This window comes from Clostridium pabulibutyricum (assembly GCF_058242705.1).
The window spans coordinates 511,885-528,512 of sequence record NZ_JBZAYZ010000001.1 but is presented as its reverse complement, the minus strand read 5'-3'; the positions used below and the strand labels follow the sequence as shown (position 1 = coordinate 528,512).

General features: G+C 34.6%; 17 protein-coding genes. 2 read left to right on the top strand and 15 right to left on the bottom strand.

All coding sequences use genetic code 11. The features are described from left to right. Positions 1–32 precede the first annotated feature (32 nt). The 13 genes from ffh to pta form a co-directional block, all read right to left on the bottom strand. Positions 33–1,397 (bottom strand): signal recognition particle protein, encoded by a 1,365-nt coding sequence (gene ffh / locus AC4CVH_RS02695; protein ID WP_490786174.1) that lies wholly within the window; start codon positions 1,395–1,397, stop codon positions 33–35. Positions 1,398–1,408: 11 nt separating this feature from the next. Continuing rightward, positions 1,409–1,747 (bottom strand): putative DNA-binding protein, encoded by a 339-nt coding sequence (locus tag AC4CVH_RS02690; protein ID WP_490786173.1) that lies wholly within the window; start codon positions 1,745–1,747, stop codon positions 1,409–1,411. Positions 1,748–1,852: 105 nt separating this feature from the next. Then, complete coding sequence (gene ftsY / locus AC4CVH_RS02685) at positions 1,853–2,770, bottom strand: signal recognition particle-docking protein FtsY (protein WP_490786172.1); 918 nt, start codon at positions 2,768–2,770, stop codon at positions 1,853–1,855. Positions 2,771–2,800: 30 nt separating this feature from the next. After that, positions 2,801–6,367 carry a chromosome segregation protein SMC gene (smc, locus tag AC4CVH_RS02680; protein WP_490786171.1) on the bottom strand — a complete coding sequence of 1,189 codons (3,567 nt, stop codon included), beginning with the start codon at positions 6,365–6,367 and terminating at the stop codon, positions 2,801–2,803. A gap of 10 nt (positions 6,368–6,377) precedes the next feature. After that, positions 6,378–6,476, bottom strand: a complete 99-nt coding sequence (locus AC4CVH_RS02675) for a DUF4044 domain-containing protein (RefSeq protein ID WP_490786170.1) — start codon at positions 6,474–6,476, stop codon at positions 6,378–6,380. Then, complete coding sequence (locus AC4CVH_RS02670; RefSeq protein ID WP_490786169.1) at positions 6,473–7,561, bottom strand: elongator complex protein 3; 1,089 nt, start codon at positions 7,559–7,561, stop codon at positions 6,473–6,475. The genes AC4CVH_RS02675 and AC4CVH_RS02670 overlap by 4 nt, the downstream gene beginning before the upstream one ends. A gap of 27 nt (positions 7,562–7,588) precedes the next feature. Beyond that, complete coding sequence (rnc, locus tag AC4CVH_RS02665; RefSeq protein ID WP_490786168.1) at positions 7,589–8,281, bottom strand: ribonuclease III; 693 nt, start codon at positions 8,279–8,281, stop codon at positions 7,589–7,591. Between the two features lie 124 nt (positions 8,282–8,405). Continuing rightward, the gene (gene acpP / locus AC4CVH_RS02660) at positions 8,406–8,645 is read right to left on the bottom strand and encodes an acyl carrier protein (RefSeq protein WP_490786167.1); all 240 of its coding nucleotides are present in this window, start codon (positions 8,643–8,645) and stop codon (positions 8,406–8,408) included. A gap of 113 nt (positions 8,646–8,758) precedes the next feature. Next, a complete protein-coding gene (gene plsX / locus AC4CVH_RS02655) occupies positions 8,759–9,769 on the bottom strand; it encodes a phosphate acyltransferase PlsX (RefSeq protein WP_490786166.1) in 1,011 nt (336 codons plus the stop codon). A 112-nt stretch (positions 9,770–9,881) separates the two neighbouring features. After that, complete coding sequence (rpmF, locus tag AC4CVH_RS02650) at positions 9,882–10,064, bottom strand: 50S ribosomal protein L32 (RefSeq protein WP_490786165.1); 183 nt, start codon at positions 10,062–10,064, stop codon at positions 9,882–9,884. A gap of 15 nt (positions 10,065–10,079) precedes the next feature. Next, entirely contained in the window at positions 10,080–10,586 is a 507-nt protein-coding gene (locus AC4CVH_RS02645; protein WP_490786164.1) for a YceD family protein, read from the bottom strand. An 80-nt stretch (positions 10,587–10,666) separates the two neighbouring features. Further along, entirely contained in the window at positions 10,667–11,860 is a 1,194-nt protein-coding gene (locus tag AC4CVH_RS02640; protein ID WP_490786163.1) for an acetate/propionate family kinase, read from the bottom strand. A 36-nt stretch (positions 11,861–11,896) separates the two neighbouring features. After that, complete coding sequence (gene pta / locus AC4CVH_RS02635) at positions 11,897–12,901, bottom strand: phosphate acetyltransferase (protein WP_490786162.1); 1,005 nt, start codon at positions 12,899–12,901, stop codon at positions 11,897–11,899. A 211-nt stretch (positions 12,902–13,112) separates the two neighbouring features. Here pta and AC4CVH_RS02630 point away from each other — a divergent pair, with 211 nt between their 5' ends. After that, positions 13,113–14,342, top strand: a complete 1,230-nt coding sequence (locus tag AC4CVH_RS02630; protein ID WP_490786161.1) for a nucleotidyltransferase — start codon at positions 13,113–13,115, stop codon at positions 14,340–14,342. A gap of 93 nt (positions 14,343–14,435) precedes the next feature. After that, complete coding sequence (gene ylbJ, locus AC4CVH_RS02625; protein ID WP_490786160.1) at positions 14,436–15,605, top strand: sporulation integral membrane protein YlbJ; 1,170 nt, start codon at positions 14,436–14,438, stop codon at positions 15,603–15,605. Here the strand turns inward: ylbJ and AC4CVH_RS02620 are convergent. Together AC4CVH_RS02620 and coaD are read right to left on the bottom strand one after the other, a co-directional pair. Continuing rightward, complete coding sequence (locus AC4CVH_RS02620) at positions 15,585–16,112, bottom strand: ATPase (RefSeq protein WP_490786159.1); 528 nt, start codon at positions 16,110–16,112, stop codon at positions 15,585–15,587. The genes ylbJ and AC4CVH_RS02620 overlap by 21 nt on opposite strands. Before the next feature lie 11 nt (positions 16,113–16,123). Further along, positions 16,124–16,627, bottom strand: a complete 504-nt coding sequence (gene coaD, locus AC4CVH_RS02615; RefSeq protein WP_490786158.1) for a pantetheine-phosphate adenylyltransferase — start codon at positions 16,625–16,627, stop codon at positions 16,124–16,126. Between the last annotated feature and the right edge of the window lies 1 nt (position 16,628).

Genomic DNA, 16,628 nt, shown 5'->3' with positions numbered 1-16,628 from the left:
CCTTAACCTTATTTTGTAAAATTACAATTATATTAAAAAGGTAATTTTCCAAACATACCTTTTTTGAACATTTTTTTGTTTCCCATTCCACCAAACTGCTTCATAATTTTTCTCATTTTATCAAAGTCTTTCAGCAGTTTGTTGACCTGTTGTATTGTAGTTCCTGATCCTGCAGCTATTCTCTTTTTCCTCGACGGAGAAGCATTAAGTATCGATGGATTAAGACGTTCATTTGCAGTCATTGACCTTATTATAGATTCTTTTATCCTCAATTCCTTCTCTCCCTGGGAAATATTAGTGTCGTTCAAGACACTTTTATCAACCCCAGGGATTCCAGGCATCATCTCTACAATCTTGCTAAGAGGTCCAAGCTTTTTGGTCTGCTGCATAATGTCAAGAAAATCTTGAAAATCAAAACTCTTGTTGAGCATTTTTTCTCCAAGCTGTTTTGCCTCATCCTTGTCTATAGCCTGCTGAGCTTTTTCTATAAGTGAAAGAACATCTCCCATTCCAAGTATCCTGGATGCCATTCTGTCAGGATGGAACACTTCAAAGTCGTTCATTTTTTCACCTACACCTATAAACTTTATAGGTTTTCCAGTCATGGCACGTATTGAAAGTGCCGCTCCACCACGAGTATCACCGTCGAGTTTTGTAAGTATTACACCCGTTATGTCGAGTTTTTCATTGAAGCTTTCAGCCACATTTACTGCATCCTGTCCTGTCATGGAATCTACAACAAGCATGATTTCTCCTGGATTTACAGCTTCTTTTATATCCTTTAATTCATCCATTAACTTTTCATCTACCTGAAGTCTTCCCGCTGTATCTATTATAACTACATTCAGGCCATTGTTCCTTGCATATTCAACTGCACCTTTTGATATGTCCACTGCACTTACCTTGTCTCCCATGGAGAACACAGGTATATCTATCTGCTTTCCAACCACTTGAAGCTGTTTTATAGCCGCAGGCCTGTATATATCACATGCAACAAGAAGCGGTTTTTTGTTCTTTTTTCTAAGTTCAAGAGCCAATTTCCCACACATGGTAGTCTTTCCTGCTCCCTGAAGTCCTGCGAGCATTATTACTGTGATTCCATCCGGTGAATATACAATTGAACTCTCACTCTTGCCCATCAAATTTGTAAGTTCATCATTTACTATCTTTATTGTCTGCTGACCCGGAGTAAGACTTTTAAGCACTTCTTCACCAAGACACTTTTCACTTACAGACTTTATAAAATTACGTACAACCTTGTAGTTAACATCTGCTTCCAAAAGTGCAAGTTTTACTTCCCTCATAGCTGTCTTTATATCTTTTTCTGAAAGCTTACCTTTTCCCTTAAGCTTCTTCAAAGTATCCTGAAGCTTGGATGCTAATCCTTCAAAAGCCATGTTAATCCTCCTTACTTAATATTATCTTTTATATATTTTTTTATATCACAAATCAATTTTTTATTGCCGGAAGTCTCAACTTCATCGATTTTTTTCATAAGGACTTCCACTTTTTTCTTCATCATCAAACTTTTTTTCATAAGTTCAAGTTTTATCTCATATCCTAAAAGCAATTTATGACATCTTCTTATAATATCATATACAGCCTGCCTGCTGGTACTCGTATGTTCCGATATCTCAGACAATGACAAATCACAATTATAGTAAAGATCCATTATGCTTTTTTGTTTTTCAGTCAACAAATTTCCATATATATCGAGCAACATGGAAAGTTTTATTCTGTCTTCCATGGCACATCGGGAAATCTCCCTTTTCACTTCCTTAACACACCTAAATAATCAACAATCATATAATATCAAAATAAGAATAGGCTGTCAAGTATATTTACTTAACAGTTAATATGAAAAAAGTGCATCGACAAAATCCTTTGGACTAAATTCCTGCAAATCATCTATACCTTCTCCAACTCCTATTAATTTTACGGGTATTCCAAGAGAATGTTTTATTGAAATTACAATTCCACCCTTTGCAGTACCATCCAGTTTCGTAAGTACTATTCCGTCTATTTTGCAAACTTCCATAAACTGCTTTGCCTGCTGAACTGCATTTTGACCTGTAGTCGCATCCAAAACAAGAAGGGTCTCCCTATATGCCTCACTGTATTCTCTTTCAATTACTCTATTTATTTTTCCAAGTTCATCCATCAAATTTTTCTTATTATGAAGTCTTCCTGCAGTATCACATAAAAGAACGTCAATTCCTCTTGCTTTTGTGGCCTGAAGTGCATCAAATATAACAGCAGCCGGATCAGATCCTTCCTGGTGTTTCACAATATCAACCCCTGCTCTTCCACTCCAAACCTCCAGCTGATCTATAGCTGCCGCTCTGAATGTGTCTGCAGCTGCCATAAGTACCTTATAATTTTTGCTTTTGAGTTTTGATGCAATTTTACCTATCGACGTAGTTTTTCCAACCCCATTTACCCCTATTACAAGCATAATTTCAGGAACCTCTACAGGATCAACTGTTCCCTCTTCATCACCGAGTATCTCAACTATAACTTCTTTCAAACAATCACTTATAAGAGAAGGATCTTTTATTTTATTTTCCTTTATCTTCTCCTTTAGTCTGTCTATTATATAAAAGGTTGTATCCACACCTATGTCCGCAGTTATAAGTATTTCCTCAATTTCATCATAGAGATCATCATCTATTGATATCGAACCACTTAAAGCAGATATTATTTTTCCAGTAAAATTATCTTTAGTTTTCGTAAGCCCCTTCTTTAATTTATTCAAAAAACTTTGAAACATAAAATTTCCCTCTTTCTATTCTAAAGTATATTAAGAAAATCTTCCATCAAGATCCACAGACACGATCTTTGATACTCCTTTTTCTTCCATCGTCACTCCATACATGACATCTCCTGCTTCCATAGTTCCTTTTCTGTGAGTCACTACAATAAACTGAGTTCTTTGTGAAAACTTCTTTAAAAACTCTGCATACCTTAAAACATTCACATCATCTAAAGCAGCCTCGATCTCATCGAGTATACAAAATGGCGTCGGCTTCATCTTAAGCACTGCAAATAAAAGAGCTATTGCAGAAAGTCCCTTTTCTCCTCCAGACATAAGATTTATATTTTGAAGTTTTTTCCCGGGAGGCTGTACTGTTATATCTATATTACCTGTGAGCTCATCGCCTGATGCGATCATAAGATCCGCACTGCCACCTTTAAACAATTCCCTGAAAGTTTCATTGAAACTCCCTCTCAGTCTGTTAAAATTCTCCTTGAAAAGCACCTTCATCTTTTTCGTCATTTCTTCTATTACCTTTTTAAGTTCTACAGTACCTTCCTCAAGGTCGTCTTTTTGTGATGTCATAAAATCGACTTTCTGCTTTATAAGTCCGTATTCTTCAATAGCACCAAGATTTACAGAACCTATTTTGGATATTCTTTTCTTGAGATCCTGTATCTCGGACTTAAATTTATTCACGTCTTCTATATGTGACTTATATTCCAATGCCTCTTCATAGCTAATTTCAAAATCTGATTCAAGCCTGGCACCAAGATTTTCGCTTTCCGCACATTCTCTTGCAAGAGAAATCTCAAACTTATGTATATCTTCTTCTTTCTGCTTTATTGAAGATGACAAAGAAACTGACTGCTCATTTAATTCACTTACTCTTTGATTTATTTTTATCCTCTCTGCATTTAAAACATCCATGTCTTTTTCAAATTCTCTGGTGTTCTTATCTATCCCGGATATTTGCAGTTTGTTTTTTTCAATTCTCTCCAAAAATTCCTTTTTACTTTCTGCAAGCCCGCTATTTTCCTTTTCAATACGTGCAATTTTCGATTCAATTTCATTTTTATCAGCATTCAGCCTTTCTTCAAGAACCATTTTATTCGAAAGCCCTTCATCTATCTTGGCCTTCTTTATTCTTGCATTTGTAAGCTCATTTTTGAAGTTGTCTATACTCTTGTTTTTGTTTTTAATTTCATATTCAATTTCTAGTATCTTTTTTTCCCCATCGTCTTTTTGCTTTTTCACGTCATCAAGCTTTCTCATGCTTTCCATACACTCTGAATTCAAATTTTCAATCTCAAGTTTTGAACTCAAAACTTCACTTTTTGAAACATCCACGCTCTTTTTAAGCTTTACATTTTCATTTTCCATGTTCTTTAACTTTTCTCTGAACTTGGCTGCATCTATACTCTTTGAATAAACTTCATCTTTTAAATCAAGATTAGATGCATCAAGTTCTTGCAGCTTACTTTCCTCTGCATCAATTTCAATCTTCAAATTTTTGGAAGTTTCTTCCACAGACTTGATTTTTTTCTTCATTTCATCTATTTCGCGCTTTCTGCCTATTATCCCACTCGAGTGCGACTTTCTGCTTCCTCCTGTAAGCGAACCTCCTGCATTTACTACATCACCGCTTAAAGTTACTATTCTTACAGAATAATTTAACAACTTCGCAATCGCAAGTGCACTGTCAATATCCCGTGCCACAACAGTTCTTCCAAGTACACTTTCAACTGCATTTTTAAAACAGTCATCATAAGCTACAATGTCACTTAAAATTCCAAGATAACCATCCATCCCGCAGGCACGTGTACTTATAGAAGCCTTTCTACCCTTAATTATATTAAGTGGAAGAAAGGTAGCTCTTCCAATATTGTTGGATTTCAAATGTTTTATAAGATTTTTTGCTATAACTTCGTCTTTAGTTATAATATTTGAAATTGAGGCACCAAGTGCAATTTCAACTGCTGTTTCAAACTGTTTATCTACTGTTATTATATCCCCAAAAATAAAGCAGCTGTTTTCAGGAACCTTAACTTTCCTCGAAGCTATGTTACCCATGAGTATCTTTGACGCACGATTGTAACCTTCATGCTGCTTCTCAAGATTTAAAAGCATACTGCACCCTGCAGTAAGTCTCATATACTCTCCATTTAATTTTTTTAATTCCTGGCTGGATTTTTTGAAACATCTTTTAAGCTCGGATATTTTCTTTTTGTTTTCCTCTATGAGGTTGTTTCTATTTTCTATAGTTTCTTGTATTTCCATTATTTCCAATTTAAATTTAGTCATGGTTGCAAGATTTATCTTTATGGAATTTTCATAGTCAACACATATGCCTTCTACATACTCTTTTTTCTCCTGTGTTTTTGCTATATTTTCCTTAAGGGAAGAAATTTTGTTTTTTATACCTGATATCGAACTCAAGTACTCTATTTGATTGTCTTTTAAAGTTTTTATCAAGCCATCCCTGCCAGTGGCGTTCTTCATGAAATCATTCAAAATATTATTTTTATCTTCTATACTGCTCGAAAGTTCATTTTGAATCTTTTTAAACTTTGAGATGTCCTTCATCAGTATATTTTTCTGATTATTTATATCTGCAAGTTTGTTCTTTAAAATTTCATGTTCTCTGATGTTTTTTTCAATAGTTGAGTTGGCTGAGGATATTTTTTCTTTAAGTATATTTATATCCGAATCAAGTTTCTGAAGTTTTGACACAAAATCATAACGGCTTTTTTCGATAAAAGTTCTTTTTTCATCCAGCCTTTCGATCTCACCTGTGAACTTATCTACATCTTTCTTAATCACAGAATACCTTGAATTCAATCTTTCCATCTCAGCCTTGGCTGTATTTATTTTTTTATTAATATCATCTATCTTGATTTTTGCATTGTCCATTGAATTGACAATCATGTTTATTTCTTTTTCCTTCAACCCTTCGGAAAGTTTTAGAAATTCGCTTGCTTTCTCATTTTCATATTTTAAAGGCTCAAGCCTTTCCGCATAAGTTGACAATATATCCTGTATTCTAGTAAGATTTTCTCCTGTATTTTTAAGTTTCTTTTCCGCTTCTTCTTTTCTTGATCTGAATTTTACTATGCCTGCCGCTTCTTCAAGAATTCCACGTCTTTCCTCTGGTCTTCCGCTTAGTATGGCATCTATCCTGCCCTGGCCTATTATGGAATATCCTTCCTTCCCTATACCAGTATCCATAAATAGCTCGTTTATGTCCTTTAACCTGCATTTCGTATTGTTTATGTAATATTCACTTTCTCCTGACCTGTACAATCTTCTAAGTACAGTAACAGAAGAATATTCAATAGGCAATGATTTATCTTCATTGTCCAATGTAAGTGAAACCTGACAGAGACCAAGTGGTTTTCTAAACTGGGTTCCTGAAAATATAACATCTTCCATTCTTCCGCCCCTCAAGTTCTTCACACTCTGCTCTCCAAGCACCCACTTCACTGCATCGGAGATATTGCTTTTTCCACTCCCATTCGGCCCTACAATAGCTGTTATGCCTTTTGTAAGTTTCAGTTCCGTCCTGTTGGCAAATGATTTAAATCCTCTTATTTCAATACTTTTTAAAAACATATATACATACCTATATTCCAAAAAGCAGTGGAAGCAAACCTATTATAAATATAAATACTATAAGCACCGCAAAAATTTTTGTCGCTTTCTCCCTGGTGTTTTTTCTCATATATTACACACTCCTTTACACGAATCACAAATATTTTTCATATATTGTTTCAAGGACACTACTTCTTTGCTTCTACCGAAATCTAGGCATAAACAGCCATCTCCAACATTTTTACTTTGAATTACAGAAATATGCTGCGATTTAAAAACTTTTTCAACCACGTGAAAAAACCTTTTTCCATCTGCATATAACTTGGATATATCTTTAGGATTTATTTTCACCTCAATGCCATCAAAATCCGCCTTGCTCAATGCCTCTTTCAGCATATCATTGTATAAGCTTCCAAGAACAAGTTCTTTAAATGCAGGATGGAACGGTCCTGCTACAACCTCCGAACCCAAATTTATCTCTTTTGTAGGCTGAAGCCCAACTCTTATTACATTTACATGATTTGTAACTAGCATTGAATATAAAACTTTGCTTATCAACACAGCATCATTCAGGCTGTATGGACTGTAACTGCCATTTTTATACATACTCTCTATTGGAGTATTTTTTATAACAAGTGCAGGATATATCCTGTATATATCCGGTTTCATAGACATAGATGCACTTACCGTATATACGTCTTTCTTGAAATCATCACCTGGGAGTCCAAGCATAACCTGATGCCCAAGTGTAAAACCATATTCCTTTATAAGAGAAGACGCACGCACTACATCTTCTGCAGAGTGTCCCCTTCCCGAATTTTTAAGTACATCCTCATCCAGGGATTGGACCCCAAGTTCTATGACATCAACCCCATAATACCTTAGATTGTCTAAAATCTTTCTGTCTATATAGTCAGGCCTTGTAGATAAATGTATTAAATCCACAAGTCCCATATCCTTATACTGTTTTGCAACCTTCAAAAGTTCACTTTGCTTTTCAATATCAATCGCAGTGAAACTCCCCCCGAAGAAAGATATTTCAATACAAGCATTCCTATCTATAGTTTTCAAATACATCTCTATAGTGTTTTTCGTAAATTCTGGATCTACTTCTTGAACACTTCCTGTTATCTTAGTCTGATCGCAAAAAACACAATTATGGGGACATCCTTTATTAGGTACAAATATTGGAATTATATAATGAGCCTTTCCCAAAAAAACACCTCCAAAAGCATCTTAAATTTATTTCATATTGTTAAGTGCCCTATAGGCAGCATCCTGCTCAGACTGTTTCTTGCTGTAACCAGATCCATTTGCAAGAACTCTATTGTCTACAGATACTTTAGTATAAAACTTTCTCCTATGAGGAGGGCCCTCGAATTTAACAAGCTCATACTCAATTTCAACTTCACCATTTTGCTGCATTACCTCTTGAAGCTTTGTTTTATAGTCAAGCACTATTTCATCCTTCACAGCTTTTTCTATGATATCAATGAAATTTTGTATAATAAACTCATCAACCTTTTTATAGTCATTATCTATATAAAAAGCTGCAATTACAGCTTCGACACAATCTGCAAGTATTGAAACACGCTCCCTTCCTCCTGTCATTTCCTCGCCCTTGCTCATCCTTATGTACCTTCCAAGTTCCCACTTTTTGGCTACTTCATAAAGGGAACTTTCACATACTATAATTGATCTTTTCTTTGTAAGAACTCCCTCTGGTTCATCCGGGTAATTTAAAAAAAGATATTCCGATATAGCCAGTTGAAGAACTGCATCCCCTAAAAACTCAAGCCTCTCATTAAACTTTATAAATTTGCTTCCATTTGCATAAGAGCTATGGGTAATCGCCGTTTCAAGAACTTTCCTATTTTTAAACTTTACCTTTAACTTATTTTCCAGTTTTTCCAAATTGCCTGAATAGCTTTCCATTTTATTCTCCTTCTGAAGTTTATTCTTCAGTCTGTTCCAATGAACAAATTCAAGAATAAACTACGTTTCATTATAAAATTAAAGTCCCAATTCACAATCTGGAGTCGGGACTTTAATTACTTGATTAATCCTCTATATCCGTATGGGCTTTTATGTACTCAACTACATCCCCTACAGTAGAAATTTTTTCTGCTTCTTCATCTGGTATCTCCAAATCAAACTCTGTTTCAAGAGCCATTATAAGTTCAACTATATCGAGTGAATCCGCTCCAAGATCATCTACAAAAGATGAATCCATCTTTATCTCATCTTCACCTATTCCAAGCTGATCAGCTATTATTTTTTTTATTTTTTCAAAAATCATAATTTCGCCTCCTAAAAATTTATACATAATTAATATTACACAAATATCTTATACCGTCAATATGAATTACAACTTATTTTCAACTAGTATAATTATATTATGCTCCTTTTAAATTATTCTAATTGATTATCATAGGACATATTCTCTATTTCACGGCTTATTTTTTCTATAACTGAATTTTTTACACATTTTTTAGCCTCTGCAATTGCATTTTTAAATGCCTTTGAATCAGAACTGCCATGTGCTTTTACACATACACCTCTCGAGCCCAAAAAAGCAGAACCGCCGTATTCTGTATAATCGAATCTTTTCTTCAAATTTTTGAATACACCTTTCATGAGAAGTGCACCAATTTTTGAAAAAGCAGACTTCATCACTTCTTCTTTCAATATTTTAGCCATGTTAAGCGCCGTACCCTCATACATCTTTAAAATTGTATTTCCTACAAAGCCGTCACATACAAGTATCTGAATATTTCCATCAGTTACATTTCTTGGTTCTATATTTCCTGCAAAATTCAAATTTGAATCTTTTAAAATCTTATACACTTTTTTGGAAAGTTCATTTCCTTTTTCCTCTTCTTCACCTATGTTTACAAGACCCACGGAAGGATTCTTTATTCCAAGCACATTTTCAAGATAAACCATGCCCATCATGGCAAATTGAACAAGATACTTTGGTTTGCAGTCAACATTTGCTCCAGCATCCACAATCATAAATTTCCCATTTTTCCCAGGAACAACTGGTGCGAGTGCAACTCTGTCAACTCCTTTTATCCTGCCGACTATAAGAGATGCTCCCGTCATAAATGCACCAGTACTACCTGCAGATACGACAGCTTCCGCCTCTCCACACTTTACAATCTGAAGCGCCTTAACAAGGCTTGAGTCTTTCTTTCTTCTAACTGCCATCACAGGATGTTCATTTGTGCTTATAACTTCACGTGCATCTACAACATTTATCCTGGACTTGTCATAATTATACTTTTCAAGTTCCCTGTATATTTCTTCTTTTTTACCTGTTATTATAATTTCAAGCTCTTTGTCTTCAAGAGCAGCTACGGCACCAGCCACTGTGGAAGATGGTGCAAAATCTCCACCCATTCCATCCAAGACAATCTTCATCTACTCACATCCTTACTGATTATGCTTCCAATTCAGCTTCAATTATAACACATAAGCATTAGTCAAAAATGGATTTAAAGTCAAAAAAAGAAAGCCTGCCGACTTTCTTTTACTATTTTGCAACCGAAACAACTTCTTTACCATTATAATAACCACAATTCTTGCAGACTCTATGAGCAAGTTTCATTTCGTGACATTGTGGGCATTCTACAATTCCTGGTAGAGATACTTTGAATGTCTGTGCTCTTCTATTATTTCTTCTTCCTTTTGATGTCTTTCTTGCTGGACTCGTCATAGTCAAAACACCTCCTTAATCATCTGAAAACATATCTTTCAGCTTTGCCCATCTTATATCAGTTTCAGCCTTCTCACAACTGCAGGTGGATTTATTCAAATTAACACCGCATCTTGGGCACAGGCCGCTACAGTCATCACTACATAACCTTTTTATAGGCAAAGTCAATATAATATTATTCTCAATCACTTCAGTAACATCTATGCTGCTATCATCAATGAAAATCAAATCATCTTCATTTTCATCGGTATTTTTCCCGTCTGTAAATTTTTCATTTATGTTTATATTTACAGTATAAGGAAATTTATCCAAGCATCTTGAACAAGTAAGCTCAAGGACAGCATTAACTTTACCATCCAGTAAAAATATATCTCCCACTTTTTTCAAAACTCCAGAAAAGTTTATTGAATTTAAAACACCAATATATTCACTGCCGTCATAAAAACTCTTTTCATCCAAAGTAATATGTAGGTCTTCTTCAAGATTATCCTTGTTGAGTAGATCAGATATATCTAATTTCATAATGCTCACCTCTACATGTTAACCACAATTTATTATATAGAGATGAGCATTAAAAGTCAAGATTTATTTAACTTTGGACTTCATGCTTTTGTTATTTCCTGGGTATCCCTTGCTATCATAAGCTCTTCATTAGTTGGAATACACAATACTTTAACCTTTGAGTCATCGGCACTTATTTCTGCTGGTTCTCCCGCTACATCGTTTTTCTTTTTATCAATCTTTATTCCAAGATAGCCAAGTCCACTGCATATTGTCTCCCTTGCATAAGACGAGTTCTCTCCAAATCCTGCAGTAAATACTATACAGTCAACTCCGTCTAAAACAGCAGCATATGCACCTATTACTGATTTTACCCTGTAGAAGAATACATCCAGTGCAAGTTTTGCTCTCTTGTCTCCTTTATCTGCAGCTGATATAATATCTCTGAAATCACTACTTATTCCCGATATTCCAAGTATTCCAGATTTTTTATTCATTAAAGCGTCCACTTCATCAACAGACATGTCTGCTGTTTTTTGCAGGAATGGAACTACTGCTGGGTCTATATCTCCGCATCTTGTTCCCATGCATATACCTGCCAGAGGGGTAAATCCCATGCTTGTATCTATGGACTCTCCATTTTTAACTGCACATATACTTCCACCATTTCCGAGATGACATGTTATTGTTTTAAGCGATTTTATATCTTTTCCAAGCATTTTAGCTGCTTCCCTTGAAACGAATCTGTGGGAAGTACCATGAAAACCATATTTTCTCACTCCATATTTCTCATATAATTCATATGGAACTGCATAAGTATAGGCATAATCCGGAAGTGTTTGATGAAATGCAGTATCAAACACTGCTACCATAGGTGTATCCGGCATAAGTTCCTTGCATGCATTTATGCCTATAAGGTTTGGACCATTGTGAAGAGGTGCAAGTTTTATGCAGTCTTCTATTGCTTTTATTACCTCATCGTCAATTAAAACAGACTTCGCATACTTTTCTCCGCCATGTACAACTCTGTGTCCTACAGCTGAAATCTCGGACATATCCTTTATTACTCCATAATTTTTGTCTACAAGTGCATTCAGAACCAATTTTATTGCTACCTTGTGGTCTTTCATAGGCTGTTTTATAATATTTTTTTCTCCGTTTACCTTGTGAGTTAATACGGAACCTTCTATTCCTATTCTCTCAACAAGTCCTTTAGCAAGTACACTCTCATCTTCCATATTTATAAGCTGATACTTCAAAGATGAACTTCCACAGTTTATTACTAAAACTTTCATATACTACCTCTCCTTATTTTAATTTTCTAAGTCCTGTTATTTTACTGATGCCTGTGCCTGTACTGCAGTTACTGCTACAACATTTACTATATCATCCGAGCTGCATCCTCTGGAAAGGTCGTTTATAGGCTTTGCAAATCCCTGACATATAGGTCCTATAGCTTCTGCCTTGGCAAATCTTTGAACAAGCTTGTATCCTATGTTTCCTGCTTGAAGCTCTGGAAATACAAGTACGTTTGCCTGACCTGCAACAGGACTTCCTGGTGCTTTTAGGTTTGCTACTTCTTCTACCAGCGATGCATCAAGCTGTAATTCTCCATCTATCTTAAGATCCGGTGCCATCTGCTTTGCAAGTTCAGTTGCATTTCTAACTTTATCTACAACTTCATGCTGTGCACTTCCCTTTGTAGAGAAAGAAAGCATTGCTATTTTAGGATCCATTCCACAAAGTTCTTTCGCAGTTTTTGCAGTACTTACAGCTATTGCTGCCAGTTGTTCTGTACTAGGATTAGGATTTACTGCACAGTCTGCAAATAAAAGCATTCCGTTGTCACCATAAGTACAGTTTGGAACCTCCATCATAAATATGCTGGAAACTACTGAAGTTCCTGGTGCAGTTTTTACAATCTGAAGACCTGGTCTTAAAAGATCTCCTGTAGTATGTATTGAACCGGAAACGAGTCCATCTGCATCTCCCATCTTTACCATCATAGTTGCAAAGTAAAGAGGGTCTCTTACTATTTTATCCGCTTTTTCAGGCGTCATTCCTTTTTTCTTTCTTAATTCATAAAATTCATTTGAATACTTTTCAAGTTTTGGTGAAATTTCAGGGTCTTCCAGTTCAACTCCAGTTAAATCAACCCCCAATTTAGCTGCCTTTGCCTTTATAGTGTCAATGTTACCAACCATCACCAAATTTGATATTCCATTTTTTATTATTTTCTCACTTGCTTTTATGTTCCTCTCTTCTTCTCCCTCGGCCAGCACAATTTTCTTTTTGTCTGTTTTTGCCTTGACCCATATTTGTTTCATCAATTTCATTTTCGTTTCTCCCTTCAATTGTTAAATTAATAAAAATAACATATAGTTATAATATAATACTTTTTGGACATATATTTCAATAAATAATATTTAAAATCTTTATTTTTTCTTCAAATATTTTAGCTGTTACACTAATTATTTTAATCTGTTATAATAATTATACATGAAAAATTATGCGATCACAAAAAAAATTGGAGGATTGATGTTATAAATGAAAACAATCGGAATCGTAGCTGAATACAATCCTTTTCACAATGGCCACATATATCAAATAAACAGCGCCAGAGACATAACAAAGTCCCAGGGAACAGTTGCGGTGATAAGCGGCAACTTTGTTCAGAGGGGTTTACCGTCTATACTAGACAAATGGCATAAAACAGAATTGTGTCTTATAAATGGAATTGATCTTGTAATAGAACTACCTGCCTTGTACAGTATATCCTCCGCAGAATTTTTTTCTTTTGGAGCCGTAAGCCTTCTGAATTCTCTTGGTGTTATTGACAGCATATCTTTTGGAAGTGAATGTACCGATATTAAAATTTTGACTCTTATATCGGAAATTCTAGTTGAAGAACCTCTGGAATTCAAAGTTCTATTAAAAAAACAATTAAAATCCGGAGCGTCATATGCATCTGCAAGATCTTTTTCACTAGAAAAATTTATAAATAGGTATTATCCATCATATTCAAAATACGATATAAAAAAAATTATTTCATCTTCAAACAACATACTTGCAATAGAATATATAAAAAGCTTGAAAAAACTCAAAAGCAATATAAACATTGTTCCTGTAAAAAGAAAGGGTGCATCTCATTCAAGCCTTGAAACAGAAGGCTGTTTTTCAAGCGCTTCAGCTATAAGAAATATTTTAAAATCCAATAAATCCATAGAAGGCATAAAAACCAGTCTTCCAGATTGCACCTACAGTCTTCTAAAAAAATTCCATGACTCAGGTTTTGACTTTTCCCTGGAAAACAAAATGGTTCCTTATATAAAATACAAATCTCTCTTCGACACAGATAGCCTCTCAACGCTCCCAGATGCCACAGAAGGAATAGAGAACAGAATACTGGAATCCATAAACAAGGGAACCTCCTACGACAGTATAGTAAAACTTGCAAAAACAAAACGGTATACATACAGCAGAATAAGCAGGATACTATGTCAGTTTTTTCTTGGGTTTGATAAGTTCGATATTTTAAATCTTTCAAAAATGAGCTGTCCTTATGCCCGTGTCCTCGGCTTCAACAAAACCGGCAGACAAATACTAAAAGAAGCTAGCAAAAAATCATCAATACCTATATACACCCGTTTTCCAAAAAATACTCCATCAAGTCCAGTCTTGAAAATTGACACTGCATCAACAAGAGCCTACAGTCTTTTAAACGAATCCTCCAACTTCAACCTGGACTACAAAAAAAGCGTCATAGTATACAGCTAGTTGAAATTTTTAATGAATAAGTACTACTCCCTACTAATATAATTTAAATATATTAATTTTGTGATTTCACTTAAAAAGCAGGTGGTTTTATTCATGGATGTGTTGTTTTATGCAGTACTCGCTTCTCTTGTTATTGCTATGGCCTTTATAATAAAAGATCGTAATTTATTTATCACTTTAGCATGTTCAATCTTAATAATACAAATATTGGTATCCCCTAAAGTATGTATGGACGGAGCCATAGATGGAGCCGCCCTGTTTTTCTACAAAGTGTTTCCTTCTTTGTTTTCCTTTTTAATAGTCTCAAATGTTATAATAGGCTGCAATGGTATAACCATATATTCAAAATTTTTCGGTAAAATACTATGTCGTCCTTTAAGACTTCCTAAAAGCTGCAGTTTTTCAATTGTAATAAGCATATTATGCGGATATCCATTGGGTGCAAAATACGCCTGTGACCTGTATGCTCAAAATGAAATAGACAAAGGTACTCTGCAGCGGCTTTTAAACATAGCCTCCAACTCAAGTCCTCTATTTATACTAGGTTCTGTCGGAATATCAATGTTTAAAAATTCAGACATAGGCTATTTGCTACTTCTCTCAAATTTAATTTCGTGTATGATTATGGGATTAATACTTCCTGCAGATAACAGATTTAAAGCTTCAAAAAACAAAATGATAACTGCTAAAAACAACAGGAATATAGGGAAAATATTTAAAGACAGCATAGAAAACTCTATAAAGACATGCCTTTCAATTGGTGGGTTTGTAACTGTTTTTTCCGTTGTAAACAACATTCTTGTAAATAATTCACTATTCAATTTTGCAATATTAAAAATTTCTAAAATTATCGGATCATCACAGGATTTAACATCAGGTACGATTTTAGGAATGATAGAAATGACAAATGGATGCAATCTGGTATCCTCCTCAAATGCAGGTATACATGCCAAAATAGCCATAGTGAGCTTTCTATTTACATTCAGTGGATTTTCAATTATATCCCAAGTATATTCATTTACTTATAAATTTAAAGTTTCCATGGTAAAATACATATGCAGAAAATTCATCCATGGACTTATATGCTCAGGTACAAGCCTCTTAATCTTTGTAATTTATGAAAGATTTAGCTCCATTGAAACATTCTTCTACTTTTATGGTTTTGCCTACTATAAAATAAATATATTTATATCTGCTATTTTTTTAATGATGTTTCCAGTATTTGTATTCAAGCTAAAAAATTTATTTTTTCATGTTTCTTAGTTCCTCTATGTTTTCTCTTATAGCATTTGTATCCATTTTTATACTTCCATCGAGATTGTCCACAAAACTTTGAAGCTGAACCTTGAGAGATGAGATCATTTCCTTTCCTTTCATGTCTATCTCATTATCAAGTTGTTTCAATATATCACTTGCGTAATCTACAGACCCCAAACGTATTGCCCTTGCGTTCTTCTTTGCAGAAGATATTATTTCCGCCGCTCTTTTATTTGCTTCTTTGGTTACATCATGATTTTCTATCTGACGTCTCAATATGTTTATATTTTCTTTTTTCATACTGTCAGCTTCTTTTATGGCATCGCTTAATATTCTTTCCTTCTCATCAACTATCCACTGCGCTTTCTTAAGTTCAGCCGGAAGGCAGTTAAGTATTTTTTCCAAAACATCCATGGCCTCTTTTTTATTGACCATTACTTTTCCTGTCATAGGTACTTTTGAAGATGTTTCTATAATTTCCTCCAGATACTCCAATAACTTGATAGTCTCCATTACTCTTCCTCCTAAGGGCAATTAACTTTATTGCGATTCTCTTTTATTCTCTCCACTATGTCTGGGATAATTTCGTCAGGCACAAGCCCTTCTATGCATCCACCAAATGCAGCTACCTGTTTCACAGCCGATGAACTCAAATATGAATTTTCACTGCTTGCCATCATAAACATAGTTTCTATGTTGTCAAAGAGCTTCTTATTTATAAAGGCCATCTGAGATTCATATTCAAAATCAGATATCGTCCTAAGTCCTTTTACTATAATACTTATATTATTTTTTCTCATAAAGTCAGTCAAAAGTCCCGAAAATATCTCAACACGCACATTTTTGATGTCTTTTATAGTCCTCTTTATCATCTCAACTCTTTCATTATTATTAAAAAGTCCTTTTTTATCCGGATTAACTGAAACTACAACTATTAACTCATCAAATATCTTTGAACACCTTTTTATTATATCAATATGCCCATTTGTAACAGGATCGAAACTTCCAGGATATATTGCCTTATTCACT

Coding starts and splice junctions, on each gene's coding strand:
- ffh (WP_490786174.1), bottom strand. CDS start 1,397: ATGGCTTTTGAAGGATTAGCATCCAAGCTTCAGGATACTTTGAAGAAG.
- AC4CVH_RS02690 (WP_490786173.1), bottom strand. CDS start 1,747: ATGGAAGACAGAATAAAACTTTCCATGTTGCTCGATATATATGGAAAT.
- ftsY (WP_490786172.1), bottom strand. CDS start 2,770: ATGTTTCAAAGTTTTTTGAATAAATTAAAGAAGGGGCTTACGAAAACT.
- smc (WP_490786171.1), bottom strand. CDS start 6,367: ATGTTTTTAAAAAGTATTGAAATAAGAGGATTTAAATCATTTGCCAAC.
- AC4CVH_RS02675 (WP_490786170.1), bottom strand. CDS start 6,476: ATGAGAAAAAACACCAGGGAGAAAGCGACAAAAATTTTTGCGGTGCTT.
- rnc (WP_490786168.1), bottom strand. CDS start 8,281: ATGGAAAGCTATTCAGGCAATTTGGAAAAACTGGAAAATAAGTTAAAG.
- acpP (WP_490786167.1), bottom strand. CDS start 8,645: ATGATTTTTGAAAAAATAAAAAAAATAATAGCTGATCAGCTTGGAATA.
- plsX (WP_490786166.1), bottom strand. CDS start 9,769: ATGAAGATTGTCTTGGATGGAATGGGTGGAGATTTTGCACCATCTTCC.
- rpmF (WP_490786165.1), bottom strand. CDS start 10,064: ATGACGAGTCCAGCAAGAAAGACATCAAAAGGAAGAAGAAATAATAGA.
- AC4CVH_RS02645 (WP_490786164.1), bottom strand. CDS start 10,586: ATGAAATTAGATATATCTGATCTACTCAACAAGGATAATCTTGAAGAA.
- AC4CVH_RS02640 (WP_490786163.1), bottom strand. CDS start 11,860: ATGAAAGTTTTAGTAATAAACTGTGGAAGTTCATCTTTGAAGTATCAG.
- pta (WP_490786162.1), bottom strand. CDS start 12,901: ATGAAATTGATGAAACAAATATGGGTCAAGGCAAAAACAGACAAAAAG.
- AC4CVH_RS02630 (WP_490786161.1), top strand. CDS start 13,113: ATGAAAACAATCGGAATCGTAGCTGAATACAATCCTTTTCACAATGGC.
- ylbJ (WP_490786160.1), top strand. CDS start 14,436: ATGGATGTGTTGTTTTATGCAGTACTCGCTTCTCTTGTTATTGCTATG.
- AC4CVH_RS02620 (WP_490786159.1), bottom strand. CDS start 16,112: ATGGAGACTATCAAGTTATTGGAGTATCTGGAGGAAATTATAGAAACA.